A 22,814-nucleotide genomic window follows, 5' to 3' on the forward strand; every position below is an offset into this window, starting at 1 on the left:
ATTGGGCCGCCTGCGCAACGTGCTGTAATTGAGCAGTGTCTGAATTATTATACACCGACCTTTCGCGCGCATCGGTTTCCAGAATCGCCTCACGGAGAATAATTATATTGATTTAAAATATAGTTATATTTATTACAGAATGATTTTCGTGTGAACCCTAAGCATCCATTACCATGAAAAACATTACCAGGCTTATGCCCAACCGGGCCTGCTGCGCGATCATCGTTGCGGCGCTATCGCTGTCAATCGCAGTTTTACATGCCCAACCGCTGGCCAGTCCCATCTGCTCTTCTACGTCACAACATCAAAAGCTGATCCTATCTAATTCCCAGAAACAAATTTTTAACCATGCACAACAAAGTCTTGCGGCCTACATTGCCGCCAAAAAGGCCAGCCGCACAAATGCCGTCGACCAGGTTTATACGATTCCGGTCGTTGTGCATATTATTGAACCTATCGGCTATTCCCTGCTGACCGACCAGCAGGTGATCGACGGGATTGCCGAGGTGAATAAGATGTTCAGAAACCAGCTCCCCGAATCGGACGGGGTGGATACGCAAATACAGTTTCAGCTGGCCGTCAGGTCACCTCAGTGTACACCGTCTGCGGGCATCAACAGGATTTACACCAACAATGCGGCCTATACCCAATTTGGTGTCACAGGTGTCGGCGGCAACGGATTGCCTTATGACCAGGTATATCCCATGAGTTATTGGAGTAATCTTGAATACTACAATATATGGGTGGTAAATTACATGGACCAGGCTGGCGCATTCGCAGCTTATCCGACGGGGGCCTACTCGCCAAACGATGGCATGATGACGATGTCGGCTTACTTCAATACCAAATTGCTCGCGCACGAGCTGGGGCACGCCCTGTTTCTGGGTCACACATTCTCGAGAGGGATCGGCGAGGGCGATCTGGGTACAGTTGAATGCCCCCTGAACGACAATTGCAGCGCACAGGGTGACAATATCTGCGATACCGAGCCGGTCAATCAAAGCTCCAATTATCTCTGTTTAGGAAATCCCAATCCCCTTAATGCGTGCAACAACAATAGTCCGTACGGGAATGTTCTCAAAAATTACATGGGTTACAATAGTTTCGAGTGCCAGTCGCAGTTCACCAACGACCAGCGTACCCGGATGCGGAATGCCCTGGAATCCCTGCGATCGGGGCTGATCAACAGCAAAGGGCTGGACCCGGTCATCGCCCCGTTGAGCATTCCGAAAGGGACCACCGCTACCCTCACTGCAACGGGCTGCAATGGGTTAATAAATTGGTATGATGCCCCGTCAAATGGCAACCACCTGGCGTCAGGCAACAGTTATACCACGCCCGTCCTGGAAGAATCCAAAACCTATTACGCTTCATGCCTGCGCGCCGACTGCCCGAGCGATGTGCGGGTACCGGGCGTTGTAACTGTCGGCTCGGGCCTGCCGGTCCATCTTATCCGCTTCAGTGCCGCGCTGACGGAACAAAACCAGGTCACATTAAGCTGGGCTACCTCATTTGAAACCATGCACGACCATTTCGACGTGGAATCGGCGCGGGATGCTAAAACGTTCCACTATACGGGACGGGTTACTGCCCCTTTCCGGTCAGTCGCCGGGATTTCGGAATACCAGTTTACTGACATTCCCGAACCACCAGCCGATATGGTCTATTATCGACTGAAACAGGTCGATACCGACGGAACTCATGCTTTTTCCAGAACGATACCCGTTCGCATTCCCGAAAGCGTGCTGGTAACTGTCGGCCCCAATCCTACCGACAACATTATTACCGTAAGCGGAGTATCGCATACCTGGGACATCGAAGTGATCAATGCGAACGGTACGGTAGTTCAGCGGGCGAAGAACCAACGCTACATTGATTCAAAACGCCTTCCTGCCGGACTTTACGTGGTTCGGGTAACGACGGGAAACGGGTACACGGTTTCAAAGAAAATCATTAAAAAATAAGCCAAATGCCGGCGGAGCGTTTATCAGCAAACGCTCCGGCGGCATTTAATAAATCCTATTTATGGCTAATCGATGCTGTAAAAGAAACTTCTCAGTTCGGTTGCGAAAACGTCGGGCACCTCTAACGCTGCAAAGTGACCGCCCTCGCTCATTTTCCGGAAACTGACGACGTTCACGAAACGTTCTGCCCACTCTTTCGGGAACTGGGCCTCCCGGGGGAACAGGGCCACACCCGCCGGTACATTCGATTTTTGTAATGGCTGGGCACCACTCCATTGCGCTATCGCATCGGCCTTGTACATCCTCACCGAGGTAGCGATGGTTTGTGTCACCCAATAAATCATCACGTTGGTAAGCAACCCGTCCCGGCCGCCAAATGCGCCTTCCAGGATTTCGGGAGAAGCCCCGGCACTGCCAAAGCTGAGGATCCAGGCAGCGAGTCCGGTAGGCGAATCGTTCAGTCCGTAGGCAAGCGATTGCGGTTTGGTGGCATGTACCATCGCATAAGCACCTTCGCTGTACCACCATTGCTGTACAAACTGCGCGAACTGTTTTTCAGCCTCGGTCATCGTAGCGGGGTCTTCCTGGCCCATGGGGTAGCCAACGTCCGTAAAATGCACCCCAGCGACAATCCCGGGATATTTGGAGGCCAATGCTTTCGTAACACCCATTCCCACATCTCCGCCGGCCGCATAGAATTTTTCATAACCCAGGTTACCGGTCATCAACTCTTTCCATAAATCGGCAACTGCTTCGGTGGTAAGGGCCACTTTACCCGAAAATCCGAAGCCCGGAATGGAAGGGATCACCAGGTCGAAACTCTGTTCCCCTTCGGTCAGGAGCGGGATGATCTTGTGGAACCGGTAATAGCTGTCGGGCCAGCCGTGCGTCAGGATGAGCGGCTTGGAATTCTTGCCTTTGCCTTTGATATATTGAAAATGGACCTTCACCCCATTCACGTCGGCAATGTATTGCGGGTATTTGTTGAGTTCGGCTTCCTGCTTGCGCCAGTCGTAGGTGGTAAGCCAGTATTGCACCAGTTCCTTCAAATATACCTCGCTGGTACCGAAGTGCCAGCCCGAGCCCTCCGCCTCTCCCGGCCAGCGGGTGTTCTGCAAACGGCTTTTCAGATCATCCAGTACTTGCTGCGAAACCGATACTTTAAATACCTCCATGTTTTTCATAGTTGCGTTTTTTTTGGTTTGTGAAAAAGTGACCATCCGGCTCAGTACGAGCGCTGTAAAAATGAGCATGCGAAGTTTTTTCATGGCGTCCTGTTGTTTGAGTAAAACAAAGGTATCGCTATGAAGCGGGGTGCCGTTAGGAAGGATTTCGGGAAAGATAGTAAAAAACTCCGCTGAACAAATCAGTTTTTCCGGTATTCGGTCGGCGTTGTATTCGTCTGCTTTTTGAACGACTTGTTGAAATGCGAAGCGTCCTCGAAGCCCAGCCAGTAGCAGATCTCCTGGATCGACAAGGACGTTTGTTTCAGCAAACTTTTGGCTTCCATCACCACATATTCGTCGATGAATGCTTTTGCGGGCTTGCCTAATTCCGCCTGCAAGACTTCACTCAGGTATTTCGGGGTGATATGCAATGCAGTCGCGTAAAATGCAACTTCCTTATGCTCCGGGAAATGCTCCGCGACCAGCTTCCTGAATGCCTGGGCTATTTTTTCTTTGTTGGAAATGCCGTTGGAAACCCGATTCGAAACGCCGTTCGGGCTGCCGGCGTTTTGCGGCTGACCAGACAGCTCGGAATGGAACGATTCGGCCAGCATCAGCAAGGAATGGACGATACCCGGAACCGCACTTTTGTCGTCTCTTAATTCTTTGAGCAGACTAAACAACGACGCCATTTTTCGGGTCTGGTCGTCCGAGAGCCTGATCACATGCCTGCCCCCGTGGAAGAAGAATGAAAGCGAATGCAGAAACGAGTTGTTTTGTAAACCCGCCAACAGCTCTTCCGTGAAATAGACCGTATCGTGCTCGGCCGTATAGTTGCCCGTCCACTGGCAAACCATCCCCGGCCCTACGGTCGTAAGGCACCCGCCCGTCACCAGGTAATCGGTACTGCCGATCTTGAACACGTCCCCCTCACCGGAATACGTAACACCCAGACCAAACGTGAATGTCCGGAACGGGAAATTTACATGAGCGCTTTGATAGGTATGCCTGTCGGCCAGAAAGAACGGAACATTGAAACCATGGGAATTTTGGTGTTTGAGAAACTCGTACAGATTGAAGGACGTCAGATTGAATTTTTTGTGCATAACGTGCTGGTTTCTATGTTCCTGTTTGTCAACGGCGGGCGAACGCCCTATCAGGCCGCCAAAATAGTGAAAATTTTATTTTACCATTAAAAATAGTTTTACTAGTAAAATAGCTATTTTTGAATGGAATGTAAATTAACAATCAGCCGGTCAGACATGATGAGGACGTTGGATAACCTGCAAATGGATGGAGGATGCCTGGTGTTTAATTTCGTAAACACTGTCAATACCCGAAAACCGGCGCCTGAATTCGACTACCTGGAAACATTTGAGGATGTTTTAACGTGGTCCGCAAAGGCGGAATCGCTTGACGGGAAGCAGTTACGGGCTCTTAGTGAATATGCCGTGCAGGAGCCGGACGCTGCCCTGGCGGTGCTTCAAGACGTGATCGAAGCCCGCGAAATGCTCTACGGTTTATTTTCGGCCATTGCCAAAGGCACCCCGCCCGACGTTACGGTGACCGATGCGTTCAATCAGAGGCTATCAATCGCGTTCCAAAGGATTCATTTAACGTTCGGCCCCGCCGGTGCCGAGATACATTTAGGCGGTAAAGGGGTTTCTTTGGACGAGCCGCTGCTTCCCGTCCTGAAATCCGCATTTGATATCCTTACCCGCGATGGTTTTGAAAGGATAAAAGAATGCCCACGCTGCGGATGGCTTTTTCTGGACACTTCTAAAAACGGAAAGCGCAAATGGTGCGATATGAATGTGTGCGGCAGCCGCGAAAAATCGCTCGAATACTATTACAGGAAAACCAAAGCCCGCCATAACACATGAGCTCCGGCAAATACATCAGACATCTTCTGCTCATCGCAACCGCATTCACCATCCTGCAATGCACCCGCGACGGGGGACAACAAGCGACGATCGGCTATCCTACGCCACAGCCCGACTCCATCGCGATGCCTTTCCTACCCGGCATTGTCAGCAGCGATTCGCTCGATTTCAACTCAGCCTTTTCGCCGGATGGGAAGTCCTTCTATTTTTCAAGATCAGGCAAGGGTAAATGGATGATATATGTAACGGAGCTGCAAGCAGGATCGTGGAGCAAACCCCGGTTGGCCCCGTTCAATGAGCTTCGCTATTCGCAGGCTGATCCCTTCATCACCAGCGACGGGACGCTGTATTATATTTCGAACCGGCCCAAAGTCGCCGGAGACACCATTTGCGACTATGATATTTGGCGGATCCGCCCCCGGCCGGACGGCTCCTGGACGAAACCCGAAAATGTGGAGGCCGTAAATTCAGACAGTACCGAATATTATGTATCGCTTGCCGCTAATGGTAACCTGTACTTTGCGTCCGACCGGCAGGGCGCACTCGGGTCACACGATATATACGTTAGCCGGTACGTGAACGGCAATTTCACGCAGCCTGAAAACCTCGGCCCGGCTATCAATTCCGTCAAGATGGAACATGATCCGATGATCGCACCGGATGAGCGGTACCTCCTCTTCACGTCCGTCGACCGGAAAGATTCGCATGGAAGCGGTGACCTCTACTACGCACTCCGCAATGAAGACGGCACCTGGGCAACCGCTGAAAACATGGGCACCCGATTCAATACCGACAGCTATGAATACTGCTCCTACCTCACCCCGGATGGACAGTATTTGTTTTATAGTTCAAATTACGATGTAAAATGGATCAGCACAAAACACCTCCCGCGGGCGCGCTGATGCTGGTGATCAGATGATAACCTGTCATCCGACACACCAGCCAGCTGCATTTGTCACTTCTTAATCACCTTGTAATGCCGCACGTTGCCTTTATGCTGGCTCGAAAGGATAAAAATACCCGCCGGCAGTCCGGATAGGTCCAGTTCCTTCAAAGTACCCGGCGCCGACAGGTAGCGCCGCACAATCCCTTTCGAATCCGTGATCCGCAGCGTTTCGTATTCAAGCGGCTTGTCAAATACGATCCTGTCCTGATCGACGGGATTCGGATAAATCACAAATTCCGATGCAGGACTCTGAGCTTCCGCCATTGTTGCGACGCGCGTCGGGACAGTCAGCACATCGGGACTTAATGTAATGTCCATATCAAAATACACGTCCGAGCTTGTCAGACTGGTTTGATGCAGTTCAACGGCAATGGTGTTCTTGCCCAATCTGAAAAAGCTGCCGTCATTCGGGACTACGACCGTCTGCCAGGAATACTCCGGATTGGCGTTACTAGCCAGGACTGGAAAGGTAACCGCACCGGCGGCCATATTGGAATCCCGCGGGGTTAGCTCTTTTCCATTGATATAAATCACCACGCCATCGTCTCTTTTATAATTGATAATGACCGATTTATGATAAGCCATATATTGCTGGGTCATAAAAACGGAGCTCCGGTAATACGACGTCGTCCAACGGTTCGCACAAGGTGCGGTAAGGCAGCCTTCGCGCAGGTACGATGCCGTTCCACGGAACTCGTAACAATCCAGCTCTGCCTGACAGGCCGGAATCAGCGTCCTTTCGCCATCTTCCCGGTTGGGCGAATATCCGAAGGGCGCCGAGCCAAACTGCCAGTGCGAGTCGTTATCATAAGTGTCTTCATCGGCTCCGGTGATTTCATCGGTGTCCTGTCCACCTTTCCAGTTGTATTTGCCATTGTCGGGTGGAGCTGTCCCTCTGGCGTAAAAGTTCCACGTACGGCCGGCATTCAGTATCACAACGGTACCACGGGGATTCTGGTTGTAGACCTGGCCGCCTATCCCCCCGCCCCCATTAAGCCGCCCTACCACGAACTCGCCTGAATAGAAGGGATAAGATTTAGTCGGGTAAAAAAATATGTCCGGCTGATTGAACCCGTACCGCCACTTGTATTCAAACAAGGTGGCCTGTTGACTGGGAATACTGCCCTGATAAACGTCATAGAGCCAGATACCGTCTTTGTTGATGTCCGCAGCAGCCTTGATTTTGTTATGGACGCCATTCACGGGATTAAGGTCATATGCAGTGGGCAATAAACTGTTTATTTTAAAGAACCGCAGACTGAAATGCCCTATGTGCTCGTAAGCACCTTCGTTGTAACGCAGGTAGGTCAAATCCGAATCCGTATAATAGTGCCGCACAGTCACCTGCTGCTTTTTCGTGAGCTCGGGATTGGGTTTAACGGACCAATACCGGTTCATGACGCGCCAGTTGGAGCTGAACGACCGGACTCTGTCCGACCGCACGTAGTTGGTACCAGGGCCGAGTGCACCCACCTCCGTTCTGCCCGGCTTGCCGCCCAGCTTCACCTCAAAAGGAGGCACCCCCACTTTACCGATGTTCAGGTCGTGTTTGTTGATCGACAGCAGCAGTTTACCTTTATTATCGACGTAATGCGTGAAGTTATTGCTTCCGGGCTGCGCATCTGTACATTCGCAGATCGCCGTGCGGGTAGAATCGTCGGTTTCCGGGACGGTGAACCCGTCCAGGTCTTTGAAAATCGTGAACTGATCGAGCACCTGCTTTTTAGCACTGATAAACTTGGCGGTCAGCCGCTTGTTCTCAACCTCAAGATACATCGAACCGCCGCCGGTAAAATAAGACGACGCCATTAACCGGCTAACGAGCCCCGGATTTTTCAGGTTACTGCTCAGCTCTGCCTCTCCTTTTCGTCCACCTGCCCCATTCACAACATACACGATCCCCTCATTTTTAGCAGCAGCGCTGTTTTTGTAATAAAAGCACGAATTGGGTGTACCATCATAGCGGGCGTTGCCCTGTGCATTGCTTCCTACGGCCGGGTTGTGGGTCGCCATCACGAAATTGGTGGAAGTCGTAAAGTGGTCGCGCATGAGTCGTGAGCGCTCGTAGCTGTGACTATGTCCGGCCAGTACCAGGTCCACTTTATAAGCGTCCAGAATGGGCACCAGGTTGTTGCGGATCTGCATCAGGTCACGCTCGGTGTCCGAATTATGTGAACCGCCGCTGAACGGCGGAATATGCGTAAACACGATCACCCAGTTAATATCCGGATTGGCATTGGCTTTGGCGAGGTCTTTTTTCAGCCACTGCACCTGAACGCCGTTGGGTGCCAGGATTTTCGTGTGGTCGTCACCCAGCTTCTCGAACCCATAAGTATCTAGGCTGATGAAATGGATATTGCCATAGTCAAAAGAATAATAGGCTTCGGTCATCGATGGTTCTCCTCCTCCTTCCCCATTCGTAAAATTGTCTACGACACTGTAATAATGAATGTTCTTATTGGCCCTTACCTGGTAAAGCGAGGCGCTATCGACGGTTCCATCAAAATAATCGTGGTTACCCGGGGTGGCGTAGAAGGGCGTTTGCCGGAACATAAAGTCGTATCGCGACCTGGTCTTATTGAAAATGCGTTCCTGATACTCGTCCTTCTTTCCCTTCTCGTAGGCATTGTCGCCCAGCCAGAGCCAAAGGTCCATCGGGCCTGTTTTGTTCACCGTCATGAAATCCTTCCATGCATCGATAACACTGTCCTGGCGGCTGGCCGTCGGGGGAGTTGGGTTGGTATATCCAAAATCGCCCAGCACCCACATTTTGATCTTCTTTTTCACACCCGTAAGCGGCGGCGTCCTGAAAAAGTGATCGGGTGACTTGTCCAGGGTTTGCGGAAATCCCGAAGTAACACTTCCAATATAACCTCCGATATAGTAACGGTACTGCTGATCGGCTTTAAGGCCCGTCAGTGTAACGCTATGCTCTGTGGTAGCTGCGGTTTCATCAGCAATAGGCGACCCATTTCCGAGCAGTTCATATTCCGGCTCGGCCGAATAAACGACATGCCCGATGGTAGGGATGTCGGTCCACCAGCGGATGGTTACCGAAGCACTTGTAGCAAACTCATTCAACTTTTTCGAATATGCCATTTGCAAATACGGGCCGCGTGTTATGACGGCCGTCTGGGCAACAGACTCCGAAAACAACAGGAGGCAAAATGAGAGGACTGATAGAATCGGTCTCATAAGCATTAGGATTTGAGATGGAAGAAGAGGGACAGCGATGTGCAAATAATTGTATATAAAAATTGCTATTTTTTCTTTATATATCCAAATTAAATTCAATATATTTACCTCTATCAGACCTTAATAATCAGACAGTTACAACTATTGTCGATACAGCCTCTATTTGTGTTCACTGCCCGGTTTCCGCGGAAAAGTGAGGTGGTAAACGCTGGCGTTTACCCATGCATTTCGAAACGTTTGCCCCTTCCCCCTACCTCGACAAAATGATGAAAACGATACCTTTCTTCGGCAAAAGCTGCCTTTGGATATTCATCCTGTTATGTACGATCTTGGCATGTAAAGGACCTGATGGCGACACCGGCCCGGCTGGCCCCCAGGGGCCACAGGGAACCCCGGGCCAAAACGGCGCGCAAGGGCCCGCCGGACCTAAGGGAGTCGCAAACCTGATCGTATCGCCGTGGCTCAAAGTGCCTAATACTGCCTGGCAGCGCGGCCAGGACTCCACCTACTTCCTGGTAACGCATCAGGACAACAATATCACCCAGGCTATTCTGGACAGCGCACTGGTAATGGCCTATTACCGCAATGATGGCCGGTCAAATGTGGTGTTTTCTTTGCCCTCCGCCAATGAAGAATTAACGCTGGGCTATTTCATGCAGGTTCAAAACCAGGTCGGGACCATGAACTTCGATTTGCTCTATTATGCCAAAAGACTCACCCCTATCGACTTCGACCTCGAATTTCGCTGGATCATCATCCCGCCCAACGCCCGCGGACGTATCAACATAGCTGATTTGAAAGATTACGCACTTATCAAACAGCAACTTGGCCTGACTGACTAGCCAGGCCGGGTTGCCGTGCGGATACCGATATACGTAGCGAAAATAAGGCGAAGAACTAGGCACCCGGAAGCGGTCCTGAGGGGCGATAGGTATTGATAATCATACCCGTCGAGGTGATTTGCGTGTCGACCAGCGCGAGACGGCCCGCGGGAACGCCGTTTTCAAACAACCGCTTTCCTCCGCCAAGCACCACCGGAGCGATCCACAAGCGGTGCTCATCGACGAGCCCGGCGGAGATGAGCGTTTGCAGCAAATTGCCGCTGCCCCAGATATGGATATCAGGCCCGTCCGAAGCCCGCAGCCGTCCGATTTCTTCCACGTCGTGTACAACCTGGGCGTTGTGCCAGTGGGTTTGGTCAAGCGTGCGTGTGGCAATGTATTTCTTTGCTTTGTTGAACGCTTTTCCGATCGGATTGTCGTCGTGCTGAGGCCAGTACGACGCAAAGATGTCGTAGGTACGGCGCCCCAAAAGCATTTCAAACTCTCCTGCGATGGTTTCATTGATGGTCTTATTCAGCAGATCGTCCCCGTAATGCATAAACCAGCCACCGTGCGTGAACCCGCTGCTCGGATCTTCATCGGGCCCGCCAGGCGCCTGCATGACGCCGTCGACCGAAATTTGGGTAATAGCAATGATCTTTCCCATGTTTTCTCCTCTATTTAGTTTTTCTGATTCAGCGAAATCGTGATCTGACTAAACAAAAGTACATTGACATTCAACGGGAATCCGGGTGTAAACCTGCCAAAAGAAGGGGGCGATCGCGTAAACCTTAAACCGACCACTCGGTAGGCGCCTTACCGAATTTTTTCTTGAATGAATGTGAGAAATGTGAAAGACTTTCAAACCCGAGGTCGAGGTAAATCGCCGACGGCTTCTTGTTCTTGGTCTCGATCAGGTACCGGGCTTCTGCAAGCCTTCGCTCTTGAAGCCAGTGCCGCGGGGACATACCGAACAGCCGCTGAAAATCGCGCTTGAAACCTGCCAGGCTTCTTCCGGTAAGCCTCGCAAACTTTTCGACCGGCACATTGTAATGGAAATTGCTGAGCATGAATTTTTCCAGATCCATTTTATAGGGCTCCGAAAAATCGAACAACATTTCTTCCAGCTCCGGCATGGCGTGCATCAGCAAATGCACCGCTTCTTTCACTTTGAGCATCCCAAGGCTGGTGGTTACAGCCTCGTGCGGGTTGCGGACATAAGGGATTACCGACTGAAAGAAGGCGCGTAAAAAATCGTTTCCCGGGATGAGCACATTGGGCGGCCCGGAGTATTTGTGCCCCGTTTCGACCTGCTCTTCGAGCGCAATCGTCCGCAGCATGTCCTCCTGCAAGCAAATAACGATGGTCTGATAATCTTCCCCGTCCAGGGGGGTCTTGGTAATTTCGCCTAACTGATTCTTTTGTACCAGCAGCATCTCGCCGGCGCCCATCGATACCTTCTGCGTGGCCGTTTCCAGCGAAAAACGGCCCGAGACCTGCAATATCAATGTATTGTGTTCCATAAATGCCACTTTATCTTTCCTCTGTTTCGAGAGATAAGAGTAAAAGATAACACCCGGGATTATTTCAGTTGGATTCGTCACGCCGTAAAGATATTAAAAACCAAGGCTTGAAAATAGCCCCGCTATCGTTGAAGATAGGTTCCTCCTACTATTGCGCCAGGTGCAAAGTGCGTATTAAGCACATCCATTTCCTCTGGGGTAAACCCGATTTCCATCGCCTCCATGTTTTCCGACAGTCGCGCCCTCCGGTTCATGCTCACCAGCGGCATGATATGGTCACCCTGCGCATTCACCCAGGCGATCGCCAGCTGCGTCGCCGTGTACCCTTTATCCCTTGCCATTTGTTTTAATACCTCCACAGTTGCCAGGTTTTGGATAAGGTTCTCTCCCTGGAAACGCGGAAAGTGGTGCTGGTAACTGCCGGCTGCGAGCGGAGCGTGCATTTCCCCCGTCAGAAGCCCCTCGGCCGTATTGGCAAACGCTACAACGCCGATGCCCAGCTCTTTGGCCGTCGGAAGCAGGTCGCTTTCGATTTGCCGGTCGGCCAATGAATAGCCTATTTCCAAAGCGGTTACCGGATGGACGCTATGCGCCTGACGCAGTTGCTCAGCGGTAATTTCGGAGACACCCAGGTACCGCACTTTCCCTTCCGTGATCAGGTCGGCGACCGTACCGATCACGTCTTCCACCGGAACGCTGTTATCCAGCCTGCATGGCTGGTAGAGATCGATGGTATCAATCCCCAGACGCACGAGTGAATAGTTGATGAAGTTTTTGATGGCCACCGGGCGAAGGTCCAGCCCAAGCCATTGGTTATTGTAAAAAATAGCCCCGAACTTGACACTGATGAAAGCATCGTCGCGGCGGCCTTTGATGGCTTTACCCACCAGCAATTCATTGTGACCCGCGGCGTAAAAATCCCCCGTATTCAGGAAATTAATGCCATGATCCAGCGCCGTTTGAATGGTAGCAATGCTTTCGGACTCGTCACTGCCCACGCCTCCCCAAACGGGCGACATGCGCATACAGCCCAATCCAAGTTTAGAAACAAGCGGCCCATTCTGGCCAAGGTTTATTTTTGTGATCGTTGTCATCTTTTTTCGTTGGTTTTAACGATACAAAGATGACGCGTTACCGCCCCCCGCCGATTTCCTCCACGGCTCAAATAACTTGCTTGTACGGATCAGGTAGTATAAACGCGCTACCCGGGAAAGATTTTACCGATCATCCGGCCGATCTCGACAAAATCGTCGTGGTTGCTGACGGACCGCTTTTCAGTCTCGTCGGCATTTTGTTGTGAGAATGGATAAATGAGCAAGAAATTGTTTGTCAATGCGTGCTGGTTCAGGATGTCGGGCACCTGGCCCATTCTCGGAAAAAAGGATACCATTCCCCGTTTGGCCATAAACAATATCAGCCCCTCGTCGGCCGAGATCCCGGCGATAGCCTCCTCGGCCTCGCCCCAGTAGTCGATCGCGTGCGACGATAGTTCAATGGCGGATTTTTTGGCTACCCTTTCGATGATACTGATGATCGGGGCGCTGGTATAGAAAGCCATTTCCGAGCCCGACGACTTCCCGATGTTCCATACGCGGAGCAGGGCATGAAAAAAGCCGGGCTCCTTATCCGCTCTGGGCGGGATGAGAACAAAGTATTTTTTGATGGTCGAAATGGGCTGAACCGCATGGTAGATCAGCGTGTTGACATTTTCATTCTGCAAATAGCCATTGGTAAGGTTGTAAACGAACGAAGGCGTCAGACCTTTGTCGGGCTGCAATGCGAGTATCAGATCGGTTATCCTCTGTTCTTTGATCACATTGCTGATACCCGTTGCCGCATCGCTGTCGTACCGGGTAAGCGGCTGGATCCGGATGTCGGCGGCCGCGGCCATCGTCACTGCCGCGTGGAGTGTTTTTTCCGCATTCCTGACAGACGACTCATTCTTTTCGTCATTGATCACATTCAATGCGAACAGCCTGTTTCTGTTATGCGTTGCCTTGATGAGTAAGCCAAGGTTCACCGACTTTTCCACCGTCTCCTCATAGTTGAGGGCGATCAGAATATTTTCAGTCTCAGGATTCGCCCCCGACGCCGTAGCCTCATTATCGGCCTCTGCGATCTTTGCCGCGCTCGACATTGACACAAACGACGAAACCGTACAGGAGATGAGTATCAGCAGGATACTGCCATTGAGCACGTGTTCACTCAGCAAACGTACCGGCTCGCCGCTTTCGGTCTCGGAAACAATGATGTTGTAACCCACCATCACAGCCGCCAGCGTTGCCGCCGCCGACGCCGAACTCAACCCGAAAATGATCATGCCTTCATCCTTCGTCAACCTGAATGTCTTCTGCGTCAATACTGCCGCCAGATACTTTCCGCCAATAGAAGCAATGAGCATTACTGCCGCCACACCGAGGGTTTCCAGGCTTTTGAAGAAAACCGAAAAATCGATCAGCATTCCCACACTGATCAGGAAAAAGGGAATGAAAATGGCGTTACCGACAAACTCCACCCGGTTCATCAGGGCTGACGTATGAGGAATAAGCCTGTTGAGCGCAAGCCCGGCAAAAAAAGCACCGATTATCGCTTCGATGCCGGCAAGTTCCGCCAACACGGCTGCGAGGTAGATCATCACCAGCACAAATATGTATTGGGAGATTTTGTCGTCGACCTTTTTGAAAAACCATCTTCCTATTATTGGAAAAACAAATAATACGGTGAGGCTGAACGCCAGCACTGAAAGGCCCAGGCGCAACCAGAATGCACTATTTACTTCACCCTGCGTCATACCCACCACCACGGCCAGCACCAGGAGCGAAAGGACATCCGTCAGCATCGTCCCTCCTACGGTGATATTAACCGACAAGTTTTTCGCAACGCCCATTTTGCTCACCAGTGGATAAGAAATGAGTGTGTGTGAAGAAAAAAGACTGGCAAACAGTACGCAGGTAAGTAACGGAAAATCCAGCACATAATAACCGCCTGCCATTCCCAGAATAAACGGAACGGCAAACGTGAACACGGTAAATGTGATGCTCTTGCCCATATTCTTCTTGAAATCGCCCATATCGATTTCAAGCCCGGCCAGGAACATAATGTAAAGCAGGCCCGTAGTACCGGTAACGACTACGCTGCTGTCGCGCGACAGAAGGTTCAGGCCGTTGGGCCCTACCAGGGCACCGGCAATCAGCAGGCCCAGCAAATGCGGTACCTTGATTTTATTGAGCAGCAGTGGTGCACCGAGTATGATGATCAGTTCAAGCAGAAACTTCAATACCGGGTCTTCGATCGGTAAACTGCCGATGTGGATGTTGAGCAGCGGCATAATTTAGCGGTTTGTCAAGCGGTTCAGCTCGATTGAAAATTTCGCAGTACACGATTTGTCGATACCCGCGGTTTGCATTCCCTTGATAAGGTTTTTATTGTCCCGCGTGAGTTCCACCGTCAATTCAAGATTTTTGCTTGCCGAAGTGTCGCTGGCATAATGGAGCTGGATGCTGGTACTGTCAAACTTCGCAGAAAACACCCGGACGACCTTATTATTGTTGATCACACGAGTGTAAAGCCCGGTTGAGTCACTGATAAATTCCCAGGTATTGGACCGCTGGTCGCCGATGACATAGTCACCGCAATTGGATTCGCGGCAAACCGACTTGCTATTCCAGAGTCCGGCAATATCGTCGGGCCAGTGCTGGATGATAACGGCTGTATCTCTCCTGGTGAGCAGGCTGTCGCGCATGCGCAGAAGCGACTGATAATCGGCCTCTTTGGTCGCGAACTCTTTCTCTCTTGCAAGTATTCGCTGCTCCCGCAAGTCAAGCCCGCGCTCCTTTTCTTTGTTGCGACAACCCCAGAACAGGCTCAGGATTACAAGTGTGCCAGGAAGGTATTTGTATAATGCCATAAGGAGATGAGTTCTGGTGGAAAATGCCGGATAGTGCGGCCCGCTTTCATAGCGTATGGCCAGGCAAGTTAAAAAAGTATTACTTTAAACAAAGCCAAAACTACCCCGAATGCGCTTGCAGCAGGCTGCGGTAACGGTCGAGCAACCTCGATTTTGCAATGAAACCGATGTAACGGCCTTTGGGATCGGTGACGGGCAAATGCCAGGAGCCGGTCTGATCAAATTTGGTTACGATCCGGGCGACAGGCTCTGTCTCCGCAACCGTTGCAGCCGGCTCCCGCATGAAGGAAGCGACAGTCAAACCGGTTTCTTCGCCCGAAGCAAACAGGTAAGGATGCAGCTCTTTAACGAGGATTATTCCGCGTAAAATACCCTCGCTGTCTACCACGGCCATGTGGTTATGCCGGTTTTCGTGCAATGCATCCACAAAGTTTTCAAATGGCAGGTCTATGTTCACCACGGGTACGTCCTTGTCGATGAAATCCAGCGTATTCAGCTGTGAAAGCAGGTTCCGGTCGTGTTCCCGCGTGAATATCTTGCCCTCATCGGCCAGCCTTTTCAAATCGGGAGAGATGGCCGAAAACCATTTGGAGATCAGAAAGGACATAACTCCCACTACCATCAAAGGAATAAAGAGATCGTATCCCGAGCTGGACTCGGCGATCAGAAATATTGCCGTTAGAGGGGCGTAAAGCACCCCGCTCATGACACCCGCCATTCCTACCAGTACCAGGTTGGCCACCGGCACGTCGGAGATGCCGATGAAGTTGCAGAACAAGGCAAATACGAACCCGAGCGTGCCGCCTGCAAAAAGCGAGGGGGCAAAGTTACCGCCATTACCGCCGCTGAAAATAGTGATGGAGCTTGCAAAGGCCTTCAAAAGGCACACGATTGTGAGGAACACGACGACAGCCCACCGCTGTTCGCCTACAATGCCGAAAAAGCTGTTTTCCATCAACTCGCCGACCTGCCCGTTGACCAGCGACTTGATGGTTTCGTAACCTTCCCCGAAAAGCGGCGGGTACAAAACGCAGAGCGTCGACAGCACCGCTCCGCCTATCATCGCCTTTCTGAGCCTCCCGCCTTTGAGATTGGCAAAAAATCGCTCCACCTGATGCCCGATTACCACAAAGTACCGGGCATAAAGTCCACACAAAACACCCAGCACAAGGTAAAAGGGCAGGTTGTGGTAATTGAAGGGGTGGCGGCTGCTGAAATGGAACAGGGTCTCCTCATTGAGCAGCATTCTGGAAAGCACATTACCGCAAACTGCCGCCAGTACGAGGGGAATAAAGTCCGTAAAAACCACACCGGTTAGCAATATTTCCACGGCGAACATCATCCCGGCGATCGGCGCGTTGAAGGCCGACGCGATCCCGGCTGTGGCCCCGGCCGCCAATAACAAGGTCCGCTCGCGGTAATCGAGCTTGTAGGTTTGTGCGAAATTGGACCCGATCGCCGAGCCAGTTACGGCAATGGGGCTTTCTAGTCCCGCAGAACCTCCAAGCCCCACAGTAATGGCACTTTGCACTATTTGCGAGTACATTTTCACCGGGGCGACGATACTGGAATTCTGGGCGATTTCATGCAGGATAGCCGGAATGCCTTTGCGGTCATTACCGCCGAAGAACAGGATCACGACAATGGAGGTGAGCACGATCCCCAGGAAAGGGAACACCGCATAAAACAGGATCTGCGTCTCAAAATGCACCCTGTGCGTGATCAGATTATGAATGCCGTGCACCAGTGATTTGAGGATTACGCCTGCCAATCCGGCACTGCAACCCACCAATATCCCGGATAATATCAGAAACTGCGACCTGGTCAGGATATTTTTAAGCCAGAAGATGATGACTTCATACAGCTTGAACTTCCTTAAACTGTACGCAGTCAGCCCTCTTTTAAATTTCAGGAATGAGTGGAATTTCTTGATTGTAGCCTGTTTCACAATGGTCAGCTTTGTTCCCTTTACGATACGTCTGGGTTAACCGGATAAAGTAAAGGTAAAAATCCAGGCCAGGCAAATTCGGCGGTGCTCGAAACACTCGAATTCCCGTGACTCGACAATGCGAATATTTTTCAGATTAGTTTTACATTAAATTCAAGCCATAAACTACTTCCATACCCGTGCTCAAAAAGTTCACTCTCCTAACTTGCTGTCTATTCCTGATTTTCGATTTCTCTGTCGCTCAGTCCGATACGATCCGTTGGCACCCGGGCATCACGTTAAAATTCAGCGATTTTTCGATTGACCATTCCAGTAAACATCTTTTCGCAGATGTCATCGTACATTACGATTACACACTTCAGCCAACGAAACCGGGCAAATATCTTCCGATCATCCATGCCTATGCATTGTTAAACCGGAAGACCGCTACCCTGCCCGATTCCAATGTAAATGCTTTGCGTTATGCCCGGTTATTATTCGATCTGTCGGGTTACCAGAGCAAGCTGATTAAATCAAAAGTTTTCGAGCTCGGCGAGCTGAATGAAAGGAATACACCGGCAAAAACGGCCATCGACAATGCGATTTCGCAGGCAAACAATGAAGTTTCCCAGTTGAAAAAGAACATGACAGGGCAACTTTCCGAGCCTGATAATGAACAGGCATTTGCCGAATGGGAATCCAAAGTAGCCGATCTATTACGAAATACACCGGAAATTACAGAAGAAAGGAGCCCGGGAAAGTTGCAGCTGGGTCTTTTTCTTGGTGCAACACGAAGCATATTTACAGGTAAAACCAGCGATTACTTTACCGACGCGACAGGGCTGAATTTTGGTTTTAATGTGGGCGTAAAAAGATCACGGTTTGTTCTGGATTTGAATTTGGATTTTAATAAAACAAAACAAGAACTAGAAAACAGAGGATACTGGTCGCCCAGAATGAAAACCCATTTTGCTTCGATTGAAATTACTTACGGCGTAAAGCTACCTGAAAACAAATGGCTGGCTGTTCCTTTCGCAGGCTTTTCGGTCAACGAATTCACACCAGCCAAATCGGACAAAGACGACAAGCGAAGACTGGACGGATATAGCCCGGTAGTAGGACTCGAGATTAACCGCTATTTTGGAAGCAGGCACGATCCGTATGAAAACGTCAGCTTTTTTTACAAATGCCGGGCATCAATAAATCCGTCCAATTTGATTAAAGATTACGGCGGCACGCAATTCAACCTGAAACTTGCCATCGGATTCGACACATCGAAAGCAAAAACCAAACTGGTAAAAAAGATGTAGACGATCATAGCGTTACAACTATATGCCTTCTGGACGGGTCTAAGTCATAAATTGGTGACATTATGAACAGACTATTACTTTTTCTCGTACTCGCATTAGCCTTTGCCCAGTGCAAACGCGATAGAGATCCCGAACCTCAACCGGAAATCTCCGGCATTGTCGGCGAATGGCATATGATTGAAACCCGGTATACTTCCGGCGATTCAACAGTTATTAAAAACATGACCAACGAGCCGCAGAGAGCCTTTTCGATCCGTTTCGATGGCGTGATGCTGTACGACGGATTTGCATCTTGTTGCGCCGCGTCTGAGTACCTGGTCAATGGAAAGGCGTTCGAAGTAAAACCGCTTAAGGACGTGCCTCATGACCTGGATTGCGGCTTGGTCGACTGCTGGGCCTGCCCGAAGCTGATCATCACCCAAACAGGCGACGAGATGACGATCGAGTCATGTAACGGGGGAATTAGCAAATATGTCAGAAAAAAATAGCGGCGTATAACATCCAGGGTTACTCATCCGGCTCGCCCATCGGTTATTAGCTTACCTCACTTCCTGCCGTTTGCTAATAACCCCACAACACACTCATTTCCAGTGTGATATTTTCTATATTTGCATATACCGCGCCCCGCGGCCTATTTTACCTAAACATGATCTGTGACTCAAACTTCTACGCTCATGAAGCACGGCCATTGTTACCTCGCACTCGTTGTTATTCTTTCGGCCTGCTTCAAAAAGAAGGAGGAAAAAGAAAAACCCGTATCCGACAGGATCACGGTGTGTTACAACCCCCAAACCACCGACGCCGAATGGTACCGTTCGAAAAAAAAGGCGCCGATCCTGAGCGGATTGCAAGGCGTCAATTTCAAAATTTCGACTACTAACCCGGAAGCACAGGCCTATTTCAACCAGGGAATGATGCTCTCCTACGGTTTCAACCACGCGGAAGCTGCCCGGTCGTTTTATGAAGCCACCCGGCTCGATTCGACCTGCGCCATGGCCTACTGGGGTTTCGCCTACGTGCTCGGACCCAATTATAATGCAGGTATGGAGGAAGACAATTTTGAGCGTGCCTGGGCTGCGGGCGAGAAAGCACAACGGCTGGCAGCCAACTGCACGCCGAAAGAAAAGGCGCTGATCGGCGCACTCGCCGCACGGTATGCCAAAGTACCTCCCGCCGACAGAGCTTCGCTGGACATTGCTTATGCCGCAGCCATGAAAAAAGTATACACGCAATTTCCTTCCGATCCTGATATCGGGGCGCTGTATGCCGAGGCGCAGATGGACCTGCACCCCTGGGACCTGTACGAAAAAAAAACGAAGGCTCCGAAATCCTGGACACCGGCGCTGGTAGCTGTTCTGGAAGGCCTGCTACAAAAGAACCCGCAGCACCCGGGTGCGCATCACCTGTACATACACGCACAGGAGGCTTCCGCAACGCCTGAAAAAGCCCTGGCTTCTGCCGCGCTGCTCGATTCTCTGGTTCCCGGTGCCGGTCACCTGCTCCATATGCCGTCGCATGTTTACATCAATACCGGCGACTACCATCTGGGCTCGCTTTCCAACGTCCGCTCGGTAGAGGCCGACAGCAGCTACATTACCACCTGCCATGCGCAAGGTGCCTACCCGCTCGCCTATTTTCCGCACAATTACCACTTCCTGGCCGCTACCGCTACACTGGAAGGCAACTCGGAGCTGGCTTGGCTGGCTGCGCGGAAAGTACAGCAATACACCGCGAAGGAGGTAATGCGCCAACCCGGCTGGGGCACGCTGCAGCATTATTATACCATCCCCTATTATGTAGCCGCGAAATTTTCGATGTGGGACACCCTTCTTGCAGAGCCGAGCCCGGCAAAAGATCTGGTTTACCCGCGGGCAATCTGGCATTACGCGAGGGGAATGGCTTTTTTAGGAAAACATGACCTGCCCCACGCACAGGAAGAAGTGAAGGCACTCGGTGCATTGGCAGCCGACACCACCCTGAAACACCTCACCATCTGGAATATCAACACTTCGGCGGACCTGGTACAAATCGCGTCCAAAGTGCTGTCGGCCGGCCTAGCAGCACAGCAAAACCAGCTCGACAAGTCAGCCTCGCTGCTCAGAGAGGCCATTGCCATCGAAGACAACCTCAACTACAATGAGCCGCCCGACTGGTTTTTCTCGGTCCGGCACCACCTGGGCGCGGTGCTGCTTAAAGCCGGAAAGAATGCAGAAGCCGAACGCGTCTATCGCCAGGATTTACTGACCTGGAAGAAAAACGGCTGGGCGCTGATTGGTCTCTACAATGCTTTGGAACAACAAAAAAACACCACCGAAGCGCAAGCGGCAAAATCCGCTTTCGGCAAATCCTGGCAGCATGCCGACATCAAAATCGCCGCATCATCGAGTATTATGGATTAGTAAAAAGCAAAAGCGGGTGTCTCAAATCCAATCGGGACACCCACTTTCATTTTTTGTTTTACCTAAACGTCCATCGCGTCGTACACGATCACCTTATCCCAAAGGTGGCTGCAATCCTTGATGAACTTTTGGTGGATCGGGTGGTCCTGATAACTGGCCTGGCCGGCAAGATCTTCAAAAAACATCAGTTCCGACACCCCCCAGCTGTTGTCGACGACGTCCCTTTTCTCGGTACTCGCCACTACGCCGATACGGAGCTCCTTAATAGCCTCGATCTTCCGCAATGTTTTCAGGCCTTCGATGATCCGGTCACGATCGGCCACGGAGCCGGGGTTTTTAAGCCAGAAAAATACATGGTGAACCAATGGCGTTTTGCCTTTCGCAGGTGCGGCGGGCGCAGCTACCGACGCGACAGCGCCTGCTGCCAGTGTGACGGAACTTGCGATAAATTTACGACGGGTGTTGTTCATTGTAGATGTTGAGATGTATTGAAGGATGAAAAGTGGCTTAATTGCTGCAATTTAGGGTCTTTTTGAATTAACTAGAAACAGCTTCGCTTTCTCATGAAAATGAGGCTATTTCCACCCAGGCATGCAAGAAAAAAGAACTCGAAAACGCGCGCCGGACAGTCAAAACCAATTAAAGCGCTTGACAAACCATCCCCATTCATTCTAAAAATCAACAATCCTATTAAAATAGGCCTTCGGTTGAAGCTTTTCATCGAACAGCAGCGGGTAATCCTTCCTGCCGCGTACCGGGAAATTGTCCAGCCAGGTGGTCTTGTCGGATACATTCCAGAAAGTAATGCCGGTAAGCACGCCGCGGTTTTTGCGGAATATTTTGAAAAGCATTTCGTATTGCGCTGCCTGTTTGGCGAGAATCTCAGGCGTGAGCACGGTTTTGTCGGCCTCGGTCAGTTCGCGTCTACCGTGTTCTTTTGCATGAATGGAAACGTCCAGTTCAGTGATCTGAACCGCCAGGCCCAGGCTGGCAAACCGGCTGATCGACTCTTGCAGTTCCGCCTCAGAAGGCTCATACACAGACCAATGCCCCTGTAATCCTACGCCGTGGACGGGCACATTCTTCGCTTTCAGTTTTTTGAGTAGCTCAAATATCTTCGCCCGTTTGGCGCTGCTCTCGGTATTATAATCATTGTAAAACAACTTCGCGGAAGGATCGGCGGCGTGGGCATATTCAAATGCCTTTTCAATATAATCTTCCCCGATGATCTCATAAAACTTCGATGGGCGGTAAATGGCCGTTCCCGTGTCAGGCACCGCCTCGTTCACCACATCCCAGGCGTAAATGCGGCCCTTATAGCGGCTTACTACGTCGGTAATATGCTGTTTCAAGCGTTCCAGGAGCACTTCGCGCGTTACCTGCTTGCCCGCGGCATCAGTAAAAAACCATTTTGGCGTCTGGTTATGCCAGCAGAGCGTGTGGCCCCGCACTTTCATACCGTTCTGCTGCGCAAATGCCACAATCGCATCGGGCGCCTCCCAGGCATAGCGATCCGGCTCGGGATGGATCGGCCCCATTTTCATCGCATTTTCAGGGGTGATGCTGTTGAACTGCCTGACGATCAGCTCCGCTTCCGGGCCCGACAAATTCCTTGGAGCCACCGCTACACCGACCGGGAAGTAGTCCTGGTAAGCATCCTTCAAAGCTTTCTGGGCAAATGCCTGCTCTGTGGCCAGGACCAAAAACCCGCAGCCCAACATGGCAGATAGCACGGCCTGCAAATTGTATTTTTTCATAATCCAAAAATTGCTT

Annotated in this window: 18 protein-coding genes; 7 read left to right on the plus strand and 11 right to left on the minus strand. The window is 51.1% G+C overall.

Going from position 1 to position 22,814, the window contains the following annotated elements; all coding sequences use genetic code 11:
* Positions 1-173 precede the first annotated feature (173 nt).
* Positions 174-1,964 carry an Ig-like domain-containing protein gene (locus IEY24_RS10235; RefSeq protein WP_188931319.1) on the plus strand — a complete coding sequence of 597 codons (1,791 nt, stop codon included), beginning with the start codon at positions 174-176 and terminating at the stop codon, positions 1,962-1,964.
* Positions 1,965-2,029: 65 nt separating this feature from the next.
* Here IEY24_RS10235 and IEY24_RS10240 read toward each other — a convergent pair whose 3' ends face one another.
* Positions 2,030-3,232, minus strand: a complete 1,203-nt coding sequence (locus IEY24_RS10240) for an epoxide hydrolase family protein (protein ID WP_229221793.1) — start codon at positions 3,230-3,232, stop codon at positions 2,030-2,032.
* A 98-nt stretch (positions 3,233-3,330) separates the two neighbouring features.
* Complete coding sequence (locus IEY24_RS10245; RefSeq protein WP_188931321.1) at positions 3,331-4,236, minus strand: helix-turn-helix domain-containing protein; 906 nt, start codon at positions 4,234-4,236, stop codon at positions 3,331-3,333.
* Positions 4,237-4,392: 156 nt separating this feature from the next.
* Here IEY24_RS10245 and IEY24_RS10250 point away from each other — a divergent pair, with 156 nt between their 5' ends.
* Together IEY24_RS10250 and IEY24_RS10255 are read left to right on the plus strand one after the other, a co-directional pair.
* The gene (locus tag IEY24_RS10250) at positions 4,393-5,013 is read left to right on the plus strand and encodes a CGNR zinc finger domain-containing protein (RefSeq protein WP_188931323.1); all 621 of its coding nucleotides are present in this window, start codon (positions 4,393-4,395) and stop codon (positions 5,011-5,013) included.
* Positions 5,010-5,915: a TolB-like translocation protein gene (locus IEY24_RS10255; protein WP_188931325.1), complete on the plus strand. Its 906-nt coding sequence runs from the start codon at positions 5,010-5,012 to the stop codon at positions 5,913-5,915. Before IEY24_RS10250 ends, IEY24_RS10255 begins: the two co-directional genes overlap by 4 nt.
* Positions 5,916-5,968: 53 nt before the next feature.
* On the opposite strand, the gene IEY24_RS10260 is transcribed toward IEY24_RS10255, so the two are convergent.
* Complete coding sequence (locus tag IEY24_RS10260; protein WP_188931327.1) at positions 5,969-9,154, minus strand: metallophosphoesterase; 3,186 nt, start codon at positions 9,152-9,154, stop codon at positions 5,969-5,971.
* A gap of 221 nt (positions 9,155-9,375) precedes the next feature.
* Here IEY24_RS10260 and IEY24_RS32960 point away from each other — a divergent pair, with 221 nt between their 5' ends.
* Positions 9,376-9,996: a collagen-like protein gene (locus tag IEY24_RS32960; RefSeq protein WP_188931329.1), complete on the plus strand. Its 621-nt coding sequence runs from the start codon at positions 9,376-9,378 to the stop codon at positions 9,994-9,996.
* Positions 9,997-10,051: 55 nt separating this feature from the next.
* Here IEY24_RS32960 and IEY24_RS10270 read toward each other — a convergent pair whose 3' ends face one another.
* From IEY24_RS10270 to IEY24_RS10295, 6 genes are all read right to left on the minus strand, one after another.
* A complete protein-coding gene (locus IEY24_RS10270) occupies positions 10,052-10,642 on the minus strand; it encodes a dihydrofolate reductase family protein (RefSeq protein WP_188931331.1) in 591 nt (196 codons plus the stop codon).
* A gap of 124 nt (positions 10,643-10,766) precedes the next feature.
* Entirely contained in the window at positions 10,767-11,498 is a 732-nt protein-coding gene (locus tag IEY24_RS10275) for a helix-turn-helix domain-containing protein (protein ID WP_229221795.1), read from the minus strand.
* A 122-nt stretch (positions 11,499-11,620) separates the two neighbouring features.
* Positions 11,621-12,592: an aldo/keto reductase gene (locus IEY24_RS10280; RefSeq protein ID WP_188931335.1), complete on the minus strand. Its 972-nt coding sequence runs from the start codon at positions 12,590-12,592 to the stop codon at positions 11,621-11,623.
* A 107-nt stretch (positions 12,593-12,699) separates the two neighbouring features.
* Positions 12,700-14,826 carry a cation:proton antiporter gene (locus IEY24_RS10285; RefSeq protein ID WP_188931337.1) on the minus strand — a complete coding sequence of 709 codons (2,127 nt, stop codon included), beginning with the start codon at positions 14,824-14,826 and terminating at the stop codon, positions 12,700-12,702.
* Positions 14,827-14,829: 3 nt separating this feature from the next.
* A complete protein-coding gene (locus IEY24_RS10290) occupies positions 14,830-15,405 on the minus strand; it encodes a hypothetical protein (protein ID WP_188931339.1) in 576 nt (191 codons plus the stop codon).
* A 100-nt stretch (positions 15,406-15,505) separates the two neighbouring features.
* On the minus strand, positions 15,506-17,353 hold the full coding sequence (locus IEY24_RS10295; protein ID WP_188931341.1) for a chloride channel protein: 1,848 nt from the start codon (positions 17,351-17,353) through the stop codon (positions 15,506-15,508).
* Between the two features lie 179 nt (positions 17,354-17,532).
* Between IEY24_RS10295 and IEY24_RS10300 the strand changes: the two genes are divergently transcribed.
* From IEY24_RS10300 to IEY24_RS10310, 3 genes are all read left to right on the plus strand, one after another.
* On the plus strand, positions 17,533-18,642 hold the full coding sequence (locus tag IEY24_RS10300; RefSeq protein ID WP_188931343.1) for a hypothetical protein: 1,110 nt from the start codon (positions 17,533-17,535) through the stop codon (positions 18,640-18,642).
* Between the two features lie 62 nt (positions 18,643-18,704).
* On the plus strand, positions 18,705-19,130 hold the full coding sequence (locus IEY24_RS10305; protein WP_188931345.1) for a hypothetical protein: 426 nt from the start codon (positions 18,705-18,707) through the stop codon (positions 19,128-19,130).
* Positions 19,131-19,316: 186 nt separating this feature from the next.
* Positions 19,317-21,041 carry a tetratricopeptide repeat protein gene (locus tag IEY24_RS10310; RefSeq protein WP_188931347.1) on the plus strand — a complete coding sequence of 575 codons (1,725 nt, stop codon included), beginning with the start codon at positions 19,317-19,319 and terminating at the stop codon, positions 21,039-21,041.
* Positions 21,042-21,103: 62 nt separating this feature from the next.
* Here IEY24_RS10310 and IEY24_RS10315 read toward each other — a convergent pair whose 3' ends face one another.
* Positions 21,104-21,511: a Dabb family protein gene (locus IEY24_RS10315; RefSeq protein WP_188931349.1), complete on the minus strand. Its 408-nt coding sequence runs from the start codon at positions 21,509-21,511 to the stop codon at positions 21,104-21,106.
* Positions 21,512-21,712: 201 nt separating this feature from the next.
* Positions 21,713-22,798, minus strand: a complete 1,086-nt coding sequence (locus IEY24_RS10320; protein ID WP_188931351.1) for an endo-1,4-beta-xylanase — start codon at positions 22,796-22,798, stop codon at positions 21,713-21,715.
* Positions 22,799-22,814 lie beyond the last annotated feature (16 nt).

It is taken from the genome of Dyadobacter endophyticus, from assembly GCF_014641595.1.
Lineage (GTDB): Bacteria > Bacteroidota > Bacteroidia > Cytophagales > Spirosomataceae > Dyadobacter > Dyadobacter endophyticus.